Source organism: Bradyrhizobium sp. Pa8 (assembly GCF_052588265.1).
In genome coordinates, this window is the sequence record NZ_CP176767.1 from 759742 (window position 1) to 778819 (window position 19078).

Genomic DNA, 19078 nt, shown 5'->3' on the forward strand with positions numbered 1-19078 from the left:
CACCGACTTCAACGAAGACCAAGTTCTTTAAGGCACCGTGACGGGCGGGCATATAGACTCCCGCGATAGAAAAGTGCATCACCGCGACATCCGCCGTCGCAGCATTCCTCCTCAACGCAGCTGGCGCAACCAGGAAGGGCGCTTAAGGGAAGCCGTTTGAGCGCGCGAAGCTTCAGAATGTTTTCCGATGTCTGCCAGAGATCCGTCAGACGATGTCCTTGGAAGAGGTTACCGAGCTTGAAGGAGGGAAGTGCGGTGCAGGGATATACGTCTCCATTGAAGTCAATATACGCAAAATGATCACCGGCTGCACACTGCATAACGCGATCATTAGTCTTTTTGGCGGAGCAGAAGAATAGCTCGGATGTCTGCAGGTATACTCGAGGGTGTACTGCATTCAGACGACTAAACAGCGCCTCGAGTCTCCGCTCTTGGTCAATGGTCAATCGTGTACGATCATAAATTTCAGGAGTGCCGAAAGGTCGCAGGTCCTGGAAAGTGATCGATTCTACCCCAAGGTCTTCCAACTGCTGCACGAGCCTGTCGATATGCTCGAAGTTATATCTTGTTATAGTTGTTATAGCCGCAACGGGAACGTCCGATTGAACCAGGTTACGCAGAGCTCGAACCGAGTGATCGTATGCGCCCGGGCCCCGACTGAGCGAATTGATTGATTCATCTGGGCCGTCCAGGCTAATCCCAAAAGCTATGCCGAGCGACTTCGCTCGCTCAGCTACTCGCTTCGTAACCGGCCCCCCGTTGCTCAACATCACGACGCTGATGCCAGCGCGGCAGAGACGGTCGGCGAGTTCCCATATGTTCTTGAGGAGGAGGCATTCGCCGCCAGAGAGACTCACTCTCAGGACTTTTGCCTCAATGAGGTCCTTGGCCACTCCCAGCAGCTGTTCGAGCGTAGGCTGTTGGAATTTCTTGGCATGTGCTTGAGCATCTGGGAAGCAATAGAGGCAACGAAGATTACAGGCAGGGGTTACTGCCCACAGTATATTCATCGGACTGCGCTGGCTTCTGAGACGAAAGAAGCCACCGAGCCCGGCCGCTCGTTCGAGGACCGGATTTGGCGAGGGAGAACTGGGAGGAGCGGTGCTTAGAAATCCGTGACAGAGTAGCCACGAACGTAATTCCTCATAGCCTTCGCCCTTGTCGCTCTTGGCGATAAAAAAACGACGGTAAGTTGCATGATCAACTCTTACCAAGGCACCGTTGCCGCCATTGTATAGCAGACAGCCATCGTCTTCATGCCTTACGATAACCTTTTGCACCAGCTCCATTGCTGGCTCCTGTCACGCATGCACGGCCATCAAAAGGAGAGCCTAGTCGGTCGCCTCTTAAAACCTCTAACTCGTGCCGCCGCTACTACCGCCAACCCCCCAGGCGAGTTTTCCACTGGCGTCAGTGATCACCTCGAATGGCCGACCCTTAATATTGTTCATGGTCACCTCAATCGCTCCGCCCTTTGCTTGCTCAATGAGGCCATGTATCACCCCGGTAGCGAGCTCGTCGGAGATTTTCTCTGGCACAGGATTCCGAAGTTTAATGTCGTGCATAGGAGCCTCCTTTTTTTTCAAAAACAGGTAACCTTTAGCTTCGTATCCATGGCTTGCCCTAGGTTGCTATACCGCAAACACAGCAACAAGCATTCGACGGCTCTAGAAGAGCCCGGCGGAATTCTTTCGCCACGCTGGATAGACTGCCACTGATTCCGACTCGAAGTTACTACCAAAGCCGGTAGGCTTTCCCAGCTCCTATGTTCGTCTTCTGAGTGCAGGGCGGTCCGCCCGTCAGCAACTTCCTATCATTTGTGCACGTATAACACTCCAAGAATCGTAAATTCCGGCCATGCGCGGCATTTGTACGATTTGCCTTACTACTACGGTTGAGCTGCCCCAGTCGTTCACGGCTTTTTTTACCGCCCATCAGGGCTCCGGCTGTTCGGTGTCGCTTAGAATGGTCGGCTTAACTTGCAAAAGCAACTCTTAGTGCTCATCGAAGCCCAACAGCGCGACCATGTTTGTTATCGACGTGAACACTTTTGCTGAGGTCGCTTTCGAGACACAGATCGGCTCGTTCTTATTGTCTGTAGGAAGCATACTCTACCGTGCAGGCGATGGCTTTCGATACCAGCAATCGCCTCCGTTCTGGCTCCAATGTGACGAACCGCACTAAGTTGCTGATCAACCGTTGTGAAACCCTTGGCATTAGCCGGTAGGGCGAATAAATGCCTCCTGGTTTTGGTAGTAGCTCAAATGGGTGTCAGCAACTAACTTCTCGACGACCCGTAGGAGACTAAATCTCCCTTTCGGGAGATAGCGGAGCTGACATCTGTCCAATCTGGTCCACCGGAAAGCCCTCGAATTGTATAGTCGGGAAATCCCGCAGGCACCTACCAGGATTGGGCGGCTAACTAATCCAATGCCGACGTCTAAGATTGTCACCTCAACTCCGCTCGCAAACAAGCGGCCTCGACGCGTTCGTCGCAAATTTTACAACTTACCAGAAGGAACGCTGCGAAACACAATGACTTCCGAGACTTTATTTTGAGGCCCGGACGCCTGACCGTCCGGCGTCGGGCTAAGCCAATGCCGTCTTCTTTCTCGGTTGTGAACCTGCGCGGTTTCAAGCTGACAACTAGCCCTCGGCGCACAACCGCAGGTCTCGTGGAAACATCGTATGGGAGGGCCAGAATGGCCAAACGCGTACGTATTCGCTGTATCAACAAGACGGACAGAATGAATCCTCACGAAAGGATTCGGAATGTTGGCGGAGCAAACTCCGACGGAAGTCGGTGGAAGCAAACTGTCGACCAGACAATTAGAGAAATCGAAAATAGCGAATGGGAATTCTTCGTGAGTGAGGCGGCTCGCACGGTTGAAGTGATTGTGGCCAAACACAACGGTCACAAATACATCAAGACTACCGCCGATGGTGTTCAGCCCGATAATCTTCTTTCGCTCCCCGAATGCCCATAGAATAATTCCAGGGGGCGGCGCGCGAGCCGATCAAATCACTTCGGCAATCTAATCGATGGCGTCATCTTTTCCGCCCACTCTCACCTCGATCTGCTAGGTGGACTCAGCCCGCACCTTTAGCGCATCGCCTGATTTAATAGCGAGGGTACCGACGTACTCGGAATTTGAGCTGCGCTGACGTTGCCGCTTAACTTTCATCCGGCAGCGGTTACTGCCTCGGGCCGGCGCCGAGCCGGGTTTGTCGCATGCGGGCTTTGGCAATCCTTTGGACGCGACCCTTCAGAATCGCGTTCCATGAGACGGTTTAGCGCGACTCCTCAATGAAACAAAGCAACCAATCACGCTGATTCGGCAATCGATTCGAAGTCGTTGCGGCACCTCAGCAGGGCCTTGCTCCACAATTTAGCCCGCCCCGACCATAGCCCACCTCTGGCAATCCGAACAGACTCGGGTAATCTGTGGTTGTTTGCAAGGGGGCTCGATCGATGGACGCATTTACTGAGAAAAAAGTACCAAAATCACAGCGCGCAAATTTCGTGAAGGTACTCGAACGGCAGCTTCAGCGCGAACAAGACGAAGAGCAACTAAGCCCAGAGGCTGCGTTCCTATCTGTGGGAGTTCGCATTCTTGGCTACGATATCGAAAATGGCTTCGTCACCGATGGCCCGAAAGACTACGGGTTCGATTTCCTCGATATTTCGACCGATAACTGCACGATATTTCAGTCCAAATCGGTTAGCTATACAAATGGCATTGACCTCGGCCTGCAAATTGGACCGAACTACCTCGATGATGTTCGGCAGATCAAGGAGGTTCTTGGTAATCTCGACAACATCCCGCCCGACTCTAACAAGCAGGTTTCGCGCGCCTTGAATGCGCTCAAGAATGAGATATCCCGCCAATCATTGAAGAAGATTGCGGAGAAGGACGATCGAGCGGCGCCACCGTTTCCCGTTTCGGTCATGCTTCTCGCGTTGGGTGAAAAGTTCACCCCGCAAGCACGCACTGAATTCGATATGTTAGCCGAGACTAGGATTCGATATGCGGGGGTCGATGTCCTAATATCGGTCATACCGATCTTCATTGATGATCTGCTCGAGGAAATTTGGAGTCAGCGCAACGACGACTGGAAAGATAGAACAGGCGTCAAGAAGGATCGAATCGTCCTTCACGCAGTCGGCGACGTGATCAAAGATTCCAAGACTGCTATCTTTTATGCCAAGGCTTACGATTTTGTCGAGGCGTTCGACATGCTTGGCTATCAAATTTTCGAACCAAACGTTCGATCTGAAATTAAGGCATCAAAGGTGAATAAGGCCATCAAAGATACAGTGGCAACACGCGCAGGACGAAAAGACTTCAGGCACCTCAACAATGGCATAACGGTAATCTGCGACGGCTATTCGCCGCGCGGATCAAAGGATCAGCCGACGGCGTTTGAACTGCGCAAGCCCGGCGTCGTGAACGGATTGCAGACCGTCAAGTCTATGCACGATGCGTTCAAGAAGCTAAAGCACGAAGATCAGATCGATTTTCAAGAGAGCTGCTTGGTTCTGTGTCGCCTCCACCAACCTGACTCCGTTCGACACATTGAGGATCTGATTAAAGCGACGAATAATCAGAATCCAATGAAGCCCAGAAACCTCAAGTCTAATGATCCGGAACAGCGCGCGTTTGAGACACTTTTTGCTGAATTAGGTTGGTTCTATGAACGGAAGGAAGGCGCATGGAGCGCATTCGCCAGTGACGCGCGAGGTTGGAAATCTCTAGGCGGTAGGAAGCCGGAGTTGTTCAAGACGAAAGCGAGCGGATATAAGAAGGTCGACAACGCGGACATTGCCCAGAACTGGCTCGCGTTTATCGGCTTCTCAACCGAAGCAATCAATGACAAACGATCTATCTTTGCCGAGGATCATCTTTATTCGTTGAGTTTTCTTAGGCGAACAGCCAAACATGGGTTCGACTATGACTTCAAGCTCACTCGAGAGACTCAGGTATATACCGAGGCCAAAGAGAAGTCGCCCGATCCCGCTGCGCTTGTTTTGGCAACTCTCCTTCGCGAGGTGGCTGATCACCTCGCGCCCACACGGAAAGAAAATCGCGAACGGGCAATTGCGAATCTCGATCTTGGTAGGCGAAGCCGTGATGAACAGGACAGAGAGCTCGATGCCGATCCAGGCTACCAAAAGGGCAAGATGCTCAGGGGAATGCTGACGCTCTTTGTTGAGTTTGTCGGATTTGCACTCTTCCGTTCCTTAGGTGATCGGGTTCACGAGAGAATTGCAAACTTGCGAAAGACGCCGAGTCTGCAGGCCATTTTCGAAAACCTCGACTATGACCCGTTGGTTCTGGCCTACAAGCAGAGAAACTTCAAGAGCAACGATGTTGTGCCGATCCTATTTGCTGCTTTTGAGCATTGTGTGGGCGCGCTGTACGAGAACACAAGCTGGTTGCGTGGCTACAACGACGCGCCCGTGAAAAATAAGTACATCTACTCGGCACAAACCCGGCGGCAGTTGCTCGAAGAGCTTCTTGAACTGGACAAGCGGTTCAAGCGTGCTGAATGGGTAAGAGATTGGGCAGACGGCTTCAACGAGAAGAAGGGCGTTTTTAACCAGATAGCGTCAGTGCTGTAGAACACGAGGCGCTCAATCGCCCACGCGTGTAGTCGGCAGAGCCCACGTTTTTAGCCGCCCGCGTGACCGGGCACACTCATGGGAGCGGTGTGTGCTGGCGAAGGCTCTCGAAGGCACTCCGTCGATCATACTGTGCGGCCAAAACGGATGGCGATAATCGTGCCGACATTTCCGAGAAGGCATGTCGCCGTACTCTCAGTGGCATTTTCTGTTCTTAAGATCCGGGCCTGTTCGCCGTCAGGGCCTGTGAGACAAATTGAATGGTTTTGCGGAGGGAGGATTTCTGGTTCATCGTAGCCACCAGGAGCGAAGATGAAGCAGAAATCCGGGCCGCGTAAGCCGGCGGCTGAACAAGTGTTGAAGGACATCCGGCGCCAGACCCGTCGGCATTACTCTGCGGAAGAGAAGATCCGTATTGTGCTGGAGGGGCTGCGGGGCGAGGAGAACATCTCCGAGCTCTGCCGCCGCGAAGGCATCGCCGCCTCGATGTATTACGGTTGGTCCAAGGAATTCCTGGAAGCCGGCAAGCGTCGCCTGGCTGGCGACACGGCCCGTGCTGCGACCTCCGGCGAGGTCAAGGATCTGCGCCGTGAGGCCGCAGCGCTGAAGGAGGTCGTGGCCGATCTGACCCTGGAGAACCGCCTGCTGAAAAAAAGCATGAACGGGGATGGGGAGGACGAGGCATGAGGTGAGGTATCCCGCCTCCGAGAAGGCCGAGATTATCAAGCTGGTCGAGCAGTCGCACTTGCCGGCCAGGCGCACGCTGGAGAAGCTCGGTATCCCACCAGCCACGTTCTATCGCTGGTACGATCGTTATCGGGACGGCGGTGTTGAGGCGCTGGCCGATCATCGATCGCGGCCGGATCGGGTCTGGAACCGCATTCCCGACGACGTTCGCGGCCAGATCGTCGACCTGGCGCTGGAACTGCCGGAGCTGTCGCCGCGCGAATTGGCTGTGCGGTTCACCGACGAGCGGAAGTACTTCGTCTCGGAAGCATCAGTCTACCGGCTGCTGAAGGCGCATGACCTGGTCACCAGCCCGGCCTATGTGGTGATCAAGGCCGCGGACGAGTTCAAGGACAAGACCACGGCCATCAATCAGCTCTGGCAGACCGACTTCACCTACCGTGCGCCTCGCCCCACATTTGGGGAAGCGCGTATGACTGGAATGCAAAAGCGAAAGGAGGAAGAAAAAAAAATGACTTGTCCCCTGCTGTGAGGGGACACGAGCCCAAGCGGCGGTGACCTGTCGTCAACTGGCAGGGTGACGTAGCCCGCAGGTAAAGGGGATTGAGGCGAAGCCGTTAAGCCGAGATGGTCCCCGAGGCTGAAGTATTGGAAGGTTGAGGAACACGAACCGGTTCACCCGCATCTGAGGGCTGAAATGTCGCCTCCGCCTACACGGCTTAACAGGTGGAATGCTGATGATGTCGCCGGACAGATATGACGGCCGGCATCCGAACGCGAGCCCAGATGTAAGGACGCTCGCGAGGGGTCATGGGGAGAACGCAGCCAGACCATGGCATCGGCATCGACTTGCGGAAAGCAAGGGAAAAGACTGCGACCGGCAGCCTCACCAATACGATGACGTCCAGCATATGAACGAGGGAAGGCATGATGGAATACCCACGATGCTTTGTGTCGCAAGGGAGTTGACCCTGACGTCCACCATGCTGGCGGAGTTTCCGTAGTAGTCCGCGGCAGGGAAAGCCTGCCACATGGCGAAGGGGAACAGTTCAAACTGCTTGGAGTGCAAACTACCTGACCCAATGAGGTGAAGACCTTTGATAATCAGTGAAATGCAGCACAAGCTCGCGACATGGGCCGGGAGCGATCCGAACCGAAGGTTCGATCGCCTCCTTCGGCTGATTGCCAACCGGGAATGGCTTGCCGAGGCCGCTCGGATTGTTCTGGCGTCAAGTGGCGCACGAACACCGGGCATCGACGGAATAGATAAGCAACGACTGCAGGTCAGATTGGATCAGCATCTGGATGACCTGCGGAAAAGCCTGCTGGAGGAGAGTTATCGCCCCCAGCCGGTGAAGCGAATCTATATCCCGAAAACCAACGGCAAGCTACGCCCACTGGGCATTCCGACTCTGACGGATCGCATCGTCCAACGAGCCATGCTCATGGCCATGGAGCCAATCTGGGAAAGCGACTTCCATCGCCTATCCTATGGCTTCCGGCCTGAACGGAGCGTGCACCATGCCGTCCGCACCGTGAAGATACAGCTCCAGGATGGAGCCGACATGACGAGGGGCCGCTGGATCATCGAAGGTGATCTGGCAAGCTACTTCGACACGGTCCATCACCGGCTGCTTATCAGATGTGTGCGGCGACGAGTGCAGGACGGGCGGTTTGTTGATCTTCTCTGGCGGTTCCTGAAGGCAGGTCACATTGACCGTGACCTGTTTACAGCCTCCAGCGAGGGTGTTCCGCAAGGTGGCGTGCTGTCACCGCTCTTGTCCAACATCATGCTCCACGAGTTTGATGCGTGGCTGGAAGCGAAATACCTGAGCGACAAGGCTCGCAAGGACCGCTGGGCATGGAACTTCGGCATCAAGCTTGGCCGCCCGATCACGGTTCGAGAGAACCGGCAATGGAAGCCGGCGGTTGCTTATTGCCGATACGCTGACGACTTTGTCGTCATCGTAAAAGGGACCAAAGCTCAAGCAGAGGAAATCCGCGAAGAATGCCGCGCCTTTCTGGAAGGCAAGCTGAAGTTGACGCTGAATATGGAGAAAACCCATATCACTCACGTCAATGACGGCTTCGTCTTTCTGGGGCACAGGATCATTCGCAAGCGAGGGTCGCACGGGCGCATGTCCGTCGTCACAACGATACCCAAGGAAAAGGCGAAGGGGTTTGTTCGCAGGCTCACTGAAGCCCTTTCCGGCAATCATAGTGTCAGCACGGTCGACATGATCGCTGGCCTGAACCGTCAACTGGCGGGATGGGCAGCGTTCTATAAGTTCACCGACTTCACCGCGCACGTATTCCGGCGCATCGACCATGTCGTATTCTGGAAAATGGCGCACTGGCTGGGGCACAAATACCGGTCTCGCATCAAACCTTTGATGCGGAAATGGTACCGACCCCCGGAACCGGGCAAGGCGAAAACCTGGCTCGTGTTTGGTCGAAATGAACGCGGCGGGCCCCACGGAAAAGCACTTTACCGGCTTGTCTCAAGTCCGAAGGCGCAGTTCCGATGGCGCAATCCGGAGGAAAATCCCTACATCTTCCGAAAAGAAGCCCGCAGCACTGTCACCTCGCACTATCAGGATGTTGCTATGGCCATGGGCCAAGCTTGAACAGAGAGCCGTATGCGCTGAAAGGTGCACGTACGGTTCGGGGAGGAGAAGCGCGCTCGCGCTTCTTACTCCACTCAAGATCACCGGCTGGGGCTGGTACTATCTGTCGACCGTCCTTGACGACTTCTCGCGCTACATCGTGGCCTGGAGATTGGGGCCGACGATGTGCGCCTCCGACGTCACGGCGACGCTCGACCAGGCGCTCGCAGCTTCCGGCCTCGACCACATCACCGTCATGCAGCGGCCGAGGCTTCTGAGCGACAACGGATCGAGTTACGTCGCGGACGATCTGGCCACCTGGCTCAAGGGCAAAGACATGCAACATGTGCGCGGGGCTCCGTATCATCCCCAGACCCAGGGCAAGATCGAGCGCAGGCATCAGACGCTGAAGAACCGCATTCTGCTCGACAACTATTACTTACCCGGCGATCTCGAACGACAGATCAGTGCCTTCGTCGAGCACTACAATCACGTTCGCTACCATGAGAGCATCGACAATCTCACACCGGCCGATGTCTACTTCGGCAGAGCAGAGACAATCCTGGCCGAACGTCAGCGCATCAAGCGCGACACCATTGCAAATCGTCGCTTGCAGCATCGTCTGCAGGCCGCTTAAACTCTAACCCCTGATGAGCCAGAGCCTCCCTTCTCGAAAAGCCTGATCAGTCTCAAATTATCTGACGACGGACACTCTTGTCCCTGATAGCGAACTCGCTTCTTGGCTTCCGCTATTTGCTCGGCGCTGAGCATACGTGATAGCCTTGTTGATTGCCCTACCGCAAACACAGCGAATATTCGACGGCCCTGAGGCGCCCGACGGCATTCTTTAGGCTTGGAATCCTCCCGCCCCGGATATCCGTATCTGCAACGAATACCACTGATCCCTATTCGGAATTACTACCGAAACTGGTAGGCTTCCCTGGCGGGCGCCCGCGACGCCCGGAGCGGAAACGTTGTACGGCTCACGGCTAGTTAGTTAGTCGAGTTCGCAGCCGCGCGCGACCGAGATTGTCTATGTCCCTACGAATGAGGCGATGCTCAGCCATTTGCGGGGATGTTCAGGCTCTGGGGACTTAGGGATGTGGGGAGATCACACAGACCCTCAGAGGTTCAATGAGCTCGTTGCTGATCCGACCTGATCGACACGCGATATTGCCGGCACATGACCATTTACGCGCCGAGCTTCAATCGACCGCGGAGGTACGCTCTCGCCATGAGCGCACGTAGACAAATTCAGCGTGCCATACCGGATGCAACAGAAACCAAGCTGCTGGAAGCCGCTGAGACGTTTGAGGAGTACATGGATATCGTTTGGAAAATAGTAGAGCGAATTCTTGCTGAGGGGATACGACGCGATTCGCCAACTTCCGATCCTTGAGTTACATTCAGATTATTCGTCAATGTATGAAATAGTACTTCGCATGTGTACGCGTCTCGACAGTCAAGCAAGGCGAACACGGCCCATCTCTGCAAGAACAAAGAGCTGCGATCATTGCATTCGCGCAGCGCAATAACCTTTCGATTGTCGAATGGTTTGAAGAGCGAGAAACAGCTGCAACGATTGGCCGCGGCAGCTCGTCACAGTGATTTTGACTCTTTGGTCGTGCCTGGATCGGCGCGCCCCAGTTTGGCGCGAGCTTTGTCTGTTGTGAACATCCAGTTGATACGGGCGCGAGCTTTATTTCGCTGCCGCTCCCATGCTGCGATCTCGTTTGTAAGGCGTTTTGGATCGGCCATCAGGCGGCCGAGACACTGCCCTTGGAGGACGCCGATCTCGATCTCGACCATGTTGAGTTAACTGCGTGTTTCGGGGGGTAGTGGAACTAAGAGGCGACGCAGGATGCGGCTGGCCTTGGCGGGGACAAAGGCATGGTAGAGAGCGCCGGGGGCATGGATCGACAGATTGTCCTGCACGACACGGATGCAGGCGGCCCTGGGGTAATGGACATCGACGAGTTCGCGCATGCAGTGAGGCATAATCCACGGCGGTGCGCCGTTCGGTGACTTTAACCTTGCGCCAGGCCCGATGCGGATCGAAGGCGACGAAGAGATCGACGGTGCCGTTCCGGCGGTACTCGTAATCGTAACACTCGCGCTTTCCCGGCTCGGGTGGGATCGGCTGGCGCACCTCGCCGATGAGCTGGACGGGGGTTTCGTCGAAGCAGGCCAGTGGCCGTTCGGGATCAGGCGCTTCAGTGTAGAGATCGAGCACATCTTCCATGCGGGCGATGTATTCGCCATCGACATGATGGAACGCACCATATGTCCCTGCGCAACGGCTTGAGGTCATTATCGGCCAGCCGTCGGCGCACGGTCTCGCCTGACAGGCCGTCATGATCAGTGAGTTTGATCATCACGTCGGTCAGCAGCGCCAGTGTCCAGGGCCTCCGGCCGGTGGGCGGTTTGGCGCATGCGGTCGTCACCAGCGGGGCTTCCTCCTTGCCGGTCAGCTTGGCTCAATTCGACCCGGTACCGTACATTCATCGTTCGCCTCCCTGTCGGCGGGTCCGGACGAATCGATATGCAAGCTTCATTTTGACTAAATGGGGGGTTGTGCTCGCCGAAAGGTTGCATGATGCTTGCGGCCATATCTTCGGGGGGACGAATCATGGCGAAGTTCTCTACTAAAGTCGCTACGCGGATCACCACTCAGCTCAAGCGGTACCAAAGCGTATTGTCGGGACTGCTGAAGCGCGATGTTAGCGAGGCAGATACCGTCACTGTCGTTAACGATATGCTTTCCGATATCTGCGGCTATGACAAGTATCTACATGTCACCAGTCAATATGCGATCCGCGGCACTTATGTTGACCTTGCTGTGAAGGTTGACGACGACATCCGGTTCATTATCGAAGTCAAGGCCATCGGGATCGATCTCAAGGATGCCCATGTCAAGCAAGCCATCGATTACGCCGCCAACGAGGGAATCGAGTGGGTAGTGCTCACAAACGGTGCTCATTGGAGAATCTATAAGGTTCACTTCGGTCAACCGATTGAGAAAATCCTTGTTTGCGAACTAGACGCGATCGAGGAAAGCGCCAAGAGTCCGGAAGCTCTGGAGTGTTTCGGAAACTTGAGTCGCGAAGGCTTTTCAAAAAGCACGATGGCTGAGTTCTTGTTGCACAAGCAGGTCACGAACAAGTTCACCGTCGCAGCCGTCTTGCAGACCGACTTCATTCTTGAGGTTTTACGCCGCGAGATCCGTCGGATGAGTTCCGGCGTGAAGGTGGAAGTTGACTATCTCAAGTCGCTACTGCGCGAAGAGGTCATCAAACGCGACTTGGTGGATAGTGACGAAGCGAAAGCGGCTCTTCAGAACATCAAGCGGTTGCAGCGAGCCGCCACTCGGAAAAAGACTGCGTCAAAGTCCGCGGACGAAGCGCCAATCGTAGCGCCCGTTGAAGATGCTTCAGCCTCTCTCCCGCGAGCCGTCGCCACTCCTTGAGCGAATGTTTGGTGCCCCAGGGGGCGGGGAGTATCTGCGAAACACGAAAATAGCTCGCAGCTGAGTCATATTTTGTCGATTTGGCAAAAACACCCATCGTGCATCAGGGAGGCGTGGGGACTAGATTTCGACTCATGTCGCGCACCACGTCAATCTTCTCGGTTTCTTTGCCACCCGAGATGCTCGCCGAGCTGGAGCAGGTGAGAGTGCGAGAGCGCCGGACTCGCTCTGAGTTGATTCGAGAAGCGTTGCGTCGGTACTTCAGTTGCGCAGATATTGAAGGGGTATAAGATAGGGTGATAGGTATGGCTACTCCAAAACCAAACAGTGTTCAGGAAAGTCTCGATTTTATCATCGCGCACATGGCGACAAAGATCGAAATTGAGGAGTTTCGCGCCGAAACAAGCCGGAATTTCCAAGAGCTTCGAAGTGAAATAGCTGACGTTCATCGGAGCCTTGATGTCTTGAGAGCAAAAGTCGAGAACATCGAAGGCTATCGCATAGAGATTGACCATGCACTCGAACGCATCGCGACGATCGAAAGGCATCTCGGGATCCGCAGCAAGCTGGCTGCCTAATCTCGGCTTCGCGGTCAGATTGAGAGGCAACTCCTCCTCAGGCATAATCCCGGGTCTATGACTCGCAAACAGCATCGGTATGATCGGGACATGCTTCCAACAGGTCATGAAGTGTCGCCCGAGCGCCTCGAAGAGTTCAGGGCGATCTACAAAGAAGTGTACGCGGAAGAGATCAAGACGCTCGAGGCAACTGAATTGACCGATATGTTTCTGACAAAGAGAAGACCGCGCACCCGGAGATGCGCGGTTCAAAGAGAGTAGAAGCTGTCATACGCGGCCGACAGTAGTTGGCACGGCGGCGGGACAATGGTCACGCCACAGCACATAAAGTGGTGCATAGTCCCAACGCCAAGCCTCACGATACCAGTAAAGGTACCGAACGCACGGATCTCCGTTGTGGTTGTGGTAGAGCGTACCCCAGAAAAAGATGTACTTGTTCTTCCACTTGCAAGGTATCAAGTGCGAATTCTGATGCAAGTAATCGAGCAGATTAGCGTTGAACCGCGATCGTTGCCCCAGTTCTTTGTAGAGTGCATAGCCAGATGCGCATCTGCCTTTCTGCTGCTTCTTGGACAAATAGAGTCCAACCTTCGTGGGATCCCAATTAAAAAGGCCGCCTTTCTGGTGCGCCCCCTTCATAACAGCCCAGCGATCCGGAACGAATGGCTCAGTATCGAGGTTGACTAGCTGGCCAGCCGATTTGCTGGCACCGTCGCTAGTCTTCAGCTTGTGGATGGACATGTCGAACTACCAGCCGGTTGTGCTAGGGGGCGACGAAATGCTCGCCATAGCTCGAAGCAGTCCAGATCGGTGAACAACTGTCCGGCCACCGAGAGCAGCAAAAGGGCAGGTCCGCAAGCAAATGCAATGGCAAGGCAGGTTGCCCTGCGGGGAGTGGCGATGAGACCTTACGCTCTGCGTAAGAGAGGGGATTGGCAGCAACCCGAGTTTTACCCAAACGCGCGTAAGGGTGGCGTGATGACTGAGTCGCGCTTGTTCACCAACCAGTGTTTCGATCGATTTGGGCTTGCGTAAACAGCAGTCACCCCTTAGTCGCGCGAAAGCATACTCCGAGCGCCTTTTGAAGAGCACTCTCTGCGGATTGAACTACTGCGAGCTATGGCGAGATGGTAGAGAACACTGCTTATGGTAAGGTATCACAGAAGCGCATCGTTCGCGAGAGACGGCACATCCGATTGCTCTCGTAGAGAGTTCAGTATACCCTGTCGAAATACGTAGCAGTCCAAAATATTGGGACTACAAATGCGTGAAGGGTTTCACAAGCAATCGCGACCTCATAATCGATGTCGACTCCCTATCATAGTTCAGGAGGGTATCGACCAGTATCTCGGTAGGTTGCGCACCGGTGCTGGAGGAAACAAATTAGTCAGTGCTCTGAAAGAGCTTCTAAGGTACTTCATTCGAAAGTTTCGAGCCGAGCTGAAGAGGGAATATTCGTCGTACTTCTTGGTACATGGGCTTCGGCGTGAATTTCTTTGTGAATTGGTGAGTCGACAACCGTCAATACCTGATTACACTGCGCAGTTGAAGGAATTCCTGACAGAGCTCGGAATTACGGTGATGCAGCACCGTCGTGCTATCGCCGCAGCGCTCAAGTATTCAGACTGCTTAGAGGTTGACTGGAGGCAATCCTCTGAAACGAGTATTCGCCCTCTCTTGCCGCTTGATGATCCAGCTGTGTTCGAATTGTTCAGTAGCCTTCTTATCTTGATCGGTGCGTATCAAGGCGCCCTACACTGCCTTAAGCGAGCGGAGAAAGGCGGGAAGTTACGTTGGAACTATTCCGATGAGTGGCCTTTTGACGTTGCCCTCGACCAGCGCACTTTGGATCTTTGCCAGCTGTACGATGCACGAGTAATCGGCGGGACGCCTCTAGGTCTATCAGGCACATGGGCTCCGACAAAAGCCAGCTTTCTATTTCCTGAACTAAGTCGAGGATACAGTTTCTTTCATCCTTGGTTGGCAGCGGACCTAGATCTTCCTTCGTTCCAGTTGGAAGATATAGATCTTCCCGTCGTTCTGATCCTCGTTCCAAATCTTGCGCTTCGCGCACAGAGAACGGAAGGCGTGAGGCCTACATGGCTTTTCGGATGGCTAAACTTGGCCGAACACCTATCTCGAATTCGGTTTGGAGATGACTTGGACCGAGTATATCGTCGCTCGTCGAAGCGGCCGGCGTATACAGTGAAAGACATGTTGCTCGCGCTCAGTGCCTTCACACACTGCCAACGAATATCGGCGCAAAGTTGTCCTAAGCGTTGGTTCTCAATCATGACGGTTGGCTATTCGATCTGGACTGAGGTCGACGGAATTGTTAGAGATGGCTTGTTGCCGCATTTCATGCATCTCCGCCGCAAATATGGTGGATGCGAGTCTACAGAAGACGAGGCCGCGCGTCTCTCAGCGATTGTTTCCGAACTAACTTGGGACCACAGCAGCCGCAAAAGCTTGAATCTCAGATTACTAACGCCCGCTCGGTTCATTGTGCCTCTCGATGAGAATAGTTGGCTCCTCGACTGGGCCAACATGGACGTGATCTTAGCCGAGAGGCTCGGTCAGTTCGGTTGGATGAGCGGTACGGCCGCTAAGGCACGCGGCAAGGATTTTGAGCGGATACTAGTGGATCATCTATCAAACGAATTTGCGGAGAATCCTAGTTATCGAAGTTCGGTACAGCTAGCATGGCACGGTGACGGCGGTCGAAAGAGGCTTAGGCTAACCAATGGAAGAAAACCGGATCTCGACATCGGGATATTCGCTAACGATCTTATGTTAGCCATCGAGGTAAAGGCTCGTGGAGCATCGCGTAAGTTGCTCTTTTCCGGCACCATTGACGAGATGCACGAACGTTGGCGCAAGCGGATACGCCCAGCTCTCGCCGACATCGATTATCTTGCTGCTAGTATTGCCCGACGCGAATCTAATTTGAGAATTCCTCGCTCAATCCGAGGCATCGTTCCGCTTGTTTGTTGTCCCTTTCCGGAATGGATTGTCTCGCTGGACAAGAAATTCTGGATCTATGAAGACATTCCGCGCGTGTGCACTCCTGATGAGCTCCTACACATAGTCGATCGCCTAGTCGACGGCGACGATCCCAATTCGGAATCAATCGTTCCGCTGCATAGGTTGAGCGTTGAACGCTAAGCTTTATTAGCTGACAAGTTGCCTACACGATCAATCGTTCGCAACGAGGTTCTCGAATTTAAGATCCGGTCTCGTGAATTCAGAATGAAATGCGCGAAGTTTTTGCTGCCGGACATTTCATGTAACCTGCTTTAACACCCTAGACGCGCGTACTGGTGACACGGCGGCTACCGCTGACTTCAGAATGTCCTGGCGCGCTAGCCGAAGGCATGGCAACCGTAGTGCCGGATGGACTTAGTTATCGGCGGGATTGAAATCGCATCAAGGATTGCATGGTGCGACGTTGTGGCAAAACCCCGGGTCTATGACTCGCAAACAGCATCCGTATGATCGGGGCATGCTTCCGACAGGCCATGAAGCCTCACCCGAGCGCCTCGAAGAGTTCAGGTCGATCTACAAAGAAGCGTACGGAGAAGAGATCACCCGGCCCGAGGCAGCTGAAATGACCCGCCGTCTCCTCGCGCTCTACCAACTCCTCGCCCGACCTTTGCATATCGTCGAAGGGGAGCGAGCCTCTCCATCGCCTCCTCGTCTCGATTCAACACAGCCCTGATGCAATCAAAAGTATGCTGACCTTCTTCGGTCTTCGAATATTGCGATATCTGTCTTGCCAGCTTGGCAATTGTGCCACGTGAGGTTCGAACGTCGTCGACGACTCCCAGCAGAGTGTTACTTGTTCATACTTAGTGCGAAAAACGAAAATAGCTCGCAGCTGAGTCATATTTTGCCGATTTGGCAAAAGCACCCATCATGCATCAGAGACGCGTGGCCGCTAGATTTCGACTCATGTCACGTACCACGTCAATCTTCTCGGTTTCTTTGCCACCCGAAATGCTCGCCGAGCTGGAGCAGGTGAGAGTGCGAGAGCGCCGGACTCGCTCTGAGTTGATACGCGAATCGTTGCGTCTGTATTTCACTCGAGCAGGGATGGGTTCATAATCGCAAGCAAGTCTCAGCGAGTTCGGTGAGGAGAAAATAGAATGGAATCAACCTCACCTCTGTCCCACCTGTCGAACTTCCACTTTACAAGAGCTGAGACGAAGTCATTTGATCGCAAGTGGTCAGAAATTTGGGCCTGTATGTGCGGATCAATGAGTGCTCGCGCAGCCCCAACTAACTCCCGGCTGAGTGAATTCCCAACGGGGCCGCAAATCAGGATTACGTCTTCCGACGAAAATGCCCTGGGAGAGATGTCGTCGTCAGAAGATGGAATAATTTGACTCACTCTGAAGCCGACCCGGGCCAGTTCCGATTTAATCAACTCCGCAGCGCGCGTATCGCATCTATGCACATTAGTCAGTCTGTCCGACCCGTTCTCCTCATAGAAGACTCCTGTGACGATCTTTGGGCTTGAACGAAATCCGTAGACTGCCAGCTTTTGCGCGTACGAGCTCTCACGGTCAAGCCGGGATACTTTAGCTTGCAGATAGAATACGATTATTAAGAGAACTGCTAGAGGGACGAAGGCCACGTAGGGATGATCTCTACCGACATCTCGGAAGAGGCTCAGAAAGAGAACGAGAAGACTGGGTATGGCAAATGGGACCCACTGCACGATTGCTCGGTGCTTGTGAATAAAACGGTCCATGGCAGCCCGCCTCAAGGAGCTCATTGAAGAAAACTCCCCGGTTATAACCGGGGAATTTATCGAAACTAGCGATTGCTGTAACGATATTTGCGAAGACGCTTCTCGATCCAGTCGCTGAGCGCAACAAGCGACTGTCCGGCGATGGCTATCAGAAGGAGGACGCCAAACGCGGTCCATACCTCGGCAGCCAGGAGCAAGAACTGATCCATCGTCATCTCCCACTTATCTTCATGGTTTGCGATATCCTGCGTGGGCAGGCGTCAGGCGCCACTCAGCCAAACGTCTGCCAGCGAGAATCAGCACAAGGAAGGGAGAAACTATGGTCACACTATACTAAGAGTGCCCTTAGTCAAGAATGTAGGATGGGTTATACGTCTTCTCTGATTACCAACCGAACGCATGAAAAAATCACGAATCTATGATCCGCAAGCAGCATCCGTATGATCGGGGCATGCTTCCCGCAGGTCATGACGCCCCACCCGAGCGCCTCGAAGAGTTCAGGGCGATCTACAAAGAAGCGTACGGTGAAGAGATCACGCGGCCCGAGGCAGCTGGAATGACCCGCCGTCTCCTCGCGCTCTACCAACTCCTCGGCCGACCTTTGCATACCGACGAAGGGGAGCCAGCCTCTCCATCGCCTCCGCGTCTTGATTCAACACAGCCCTGATGCAGTCAAATGTATGCTGCCCCTCGTCGGTCTTCGAGTATTGCGCTATCTCTTTTGCCAGCTTGGCAATTGTGCCACGTGAGGTTCGAACGTCGTCGACGACTCCCAGCAGAGTGTTACTTGTTCACACTAGCACGAAAATCGAAAATAGCTCGCAGCTGAGTCCTATTCTGCCGATTTGGCAAAAGCACCCACCGTGCCTCAAAGAGGCGCGACCGCTAGATTCCGACTTATGTCCCGCACCACGTCAATATTCTCGGTTTCTTTGCCACCCGAGATGCTGGAAGAGCTCGAGCAAGTGCGGAAGGTGGAGCGCCGCACTCGATCCGAGCTTATACGCGAAGCGCTACGTCGGTACTTCAGAACGGACGCGTTCACACGTTCGGCTGGCTAAGATACCTGCGAAACAGCATAATTAAGCTATGGCGATCGCATCACTGTGTGTCCAACTTGCACTGCTCATCATCTGGATCTCTTGCTTACATCGACCGCACCTACAACAGCAGTTGCTCCGTAGATATCCATTCCACATAGCATACGCGTTGACCCTGCTTCTGTTCTTTTGGACGGCGGCAAGGGATCCGATATTCACACGCGATCAGATCAGTTGGCTCCTTTATCTTGGGATCACGGTCGTATTTTTGCTTGGAGAATTTTCAATTGAAAAGAAAAGTGGATGGTGGAACTAATCACCGTTA

Annotated in this window: 14 protein-coding genes and 4 pseudogenes; 13 read left to right on the forward strand and 5 right to left on the reverse strand. The window is 54.1% G+C overall.

Going from position 1 to position 19078, the window contains the following annotated elements; genetic code table 11:
- Window positions 1-8: 8 nt before the first annotated feature.
- Both ACKWRH_RS03590 and ACKWRH_RS03595 read right to left on the reverse strand, forming a co-directional pair.
- Window positions 9-1289 carry a radical SAM protein gene (locus ACKWRH_RS03590; protein WP_445219348.1) on the reverse strand — a complete coding sequence of 427 codons (1281 nt, stop codon included), beginning with the start codon at window positions 1287-1289 and terminating at the stop codon, window positions 9-11.
- A 66-nt stretch (window positions 1290-1355) separates the two neighbouring features.
- Window positions 1356-1565: a hypothetical protein gene (locus ACKWRH_RS03595; protein WP_445219349.1), complete on the reverse strand. Its 210-nt coding sequence runs from the start codon at window positions 1563-1565 to the stop codon at window positions 1356-1358.
- 1137 nt (window positions 1566-2702) lie between these two features.
- Here ACKWRH_RS03595 and ACKWRH_RS03600 point away from each other — a divergent pair.
- The 7 genes and pseudogenes from ACKWRH_RS03600 to ACKWRH_RS03630 all read left to right on the forward strand — a co-directional run.
- On the forward strand, window positions 2703-2987 hold the full coding sequence (locus ACKWRH_RS03600) for a DUF3892 domain-containing protein (RefSeq protein WP_445219350.1): 285 nt from the start codon (window positions 2703-2705) through the stop codon (window positions 2985-2987).
- Between the two features lie 485 nt (window positions 2988-3472).
- Window positions 3473-5623: an AIPR family protein gene (locus ACKWRH_RS03605; RefSeq protein ID WP_445219351.1), complete on the forward strand. Its 2151-nt coding sequence runs from the start codon at window positions 3473-3475 to the stop codon at window positions 5621-5623.
- Window positions 5624-5935: 312 nt separating this feature from the next.
- Window positions 5936-6749 (forward strand): annotated as a pseudogene (locus ACKWRH_RS03610) (transposase); the annotation flags it as partial.
- A 673-nt stretch (window positions 6750-7422) separates the two neighbouring features.
- Window positions 7423-8937, forward strand: coding sequence for a group II intron reverse transcriptase/maturase (ltrA, locus tag ACKWRH_RS03615; protein WP_445219352.1), 1515 nt, complete (start codon window positions 7423-7425; stop codon window positions 8935-8937).
- A 67-nt stretch (window positions 8938-9004) separates the two neighbouring features.
- Window positions 9005-9553 (forward strand): annotated as a pseudogene (locus tag ACKWRH_RS03620) (transposase); the annotation flags it as partial.
- 597 nt (window positions 9554-10150) lie between these two features.
- A complete protein-coding gene (locus ACKWRH_RS03625; protein WP_445219353.1) occupies window positions 10151-10315 on the forward strand; it encodes a hypothetical protein in 165 nt (54 codons plus the stop codon).
- A 50-nt stretch (window positions 10316-10365) separates the two neighbouring features.
- Window positions 10366-10524: pseudogene (locus ACKWRH_RS03630) on the forward strand (recombinase family protein); the annotation flags it as partial.
- Here the strand turns inward: ACKWRH_RS03630 and ACKWRH_RS03635 are convergent.
- Window positions 10516-11390: pseudogene (locus ACKWRH_RS03635) on the reverse strand (IS630 family transposase); the annotation flags it as partial. The pseudogenes ACKWRH_RS03630 and ACKWRH_RS03635 overlap by 9 nt on opposite strands.
- Before the next feature lie 155 nt (window positions 11391-11545).
- Between ACKWRH_RS03635 and ACKWRH_RS03640 the strand changes: the two are divergent.
- The 3 genes from ACKWRH_RS03640 (at window position 11546) to ACKWRH_RS03650 (ending at window position 12960) form a co-directional block, all read left to right on the forward strand.
- On the forward strand, window positions 11546-12382 hold the full coding sequence (locus ACKWRH_RS03640) for a type I restriction enzyme HsdR N-terminal domain-containing protein (protein WP_445219354.1): 837 nt from the start codon (window positions 11546-11548) through the stop codon (window positions 12380-12382).
- Between the two features lie 179 nt (window positions 12383-12561).
- Window positions 12562-12672 (forward strand): ribbon-helix-helix protein, CopG family, encoded by a 111-nt coding sequence (locus ACKWRH_RS03645; protein ID WP_445222616.1) that lies wholly within the window; start codon window positions 12562-12564, stop codon window positions 12670-12672.
- A gap of 15 nt (window positions 12673-12687) precedes the next feature.
- Window positions 12688-12960 (forward strand): hypothetical protein, encoded by a 273-nt coding sequence (locus ACKWRH_RS03650; protein ID WP_445219355.1) that lies wholly within the window; start codon window positions 12688-12690, stop codon window positions 12958-12960.
- Between the two features lie 267 nt (window positions 12961-13227).
- Here ACKWRH_RS03650 and ACKWRH_RS03655 read toward each other — a convergent pair whose 3' ends face one another.
- A complete protein-coding gene (locus ACKWRH_RS03655) occupies window positions 13228-13701 on the reverse strand; it encodes a hypothetical protein (RefSeq protein ID WP_445219356.1) in 474 nt (157 codons plus the stop codon).
- Between the two features lie 1551 nt (window positions 13702-15252).
- On the opposite strand from ACKWRH_RS03655, the gene ACKWRH_RS03660 reads away from it, so the two are divergent.
- Window positions 15253-16125 (forward strand): hypothetical protein, encoded by an 873-nt coding sequence (locus tag ACKWRH_RS03660; protein WP_445219357.1) that lies wholly within the window; start codon window positions 15253-15255, stop codon window positions 16123-16125.
- A 786-nt stretch (window positions 16126-16911) separates the two neighbouring features.
- On the forward strand, window positions 16912-17064 hold the full coding sequence (locus ACKWRH_RS03665; RefSeq protein ID WP_445219358.1) for a ribbon-helix-helix protein, CopG family: 153 nt from the start codon (window positions 16912-16914) through the stop codon (window positions 17062-17064).
- A 714-nt stretch (window positions 17065-17778) separates the two neighbouring features.
- On the opposite strand, the gene ACKWRH_RS03670 is transcribed toward ACKWRH_RS03665, so the two are convergent.
- The gene (locus ACKWRH_RS03670) at window positions 17779-17922 is read right to left on the reverse strand and encodes a hypothetical protein (RefSeq protein WP_445219359.1); all 144 of its coding nucleotides are present in this window, start codon (window positions 17920-17922) and stop codon (window positions 17779-17781) included.
- 690 nt (window positions 17923-18612) lie between these two features.
- On the opposite strand from ACKWRH_RS03670, the gene ACKWRH_RS03675 reads away from it, so the two are divergent.
- Window positions 18613-18774, forward strand: a complete 162-nt coding sequence (locus tag ACKWRH_RS03675; protein WP_445219360.1) for a CopG family ribbon-helix-helix protein — start codon at window positions 18613-18615, stop codon at window positions 18772-18774.
- Window positions 18775-19078 lie beyond the last annotated feature (304 nt).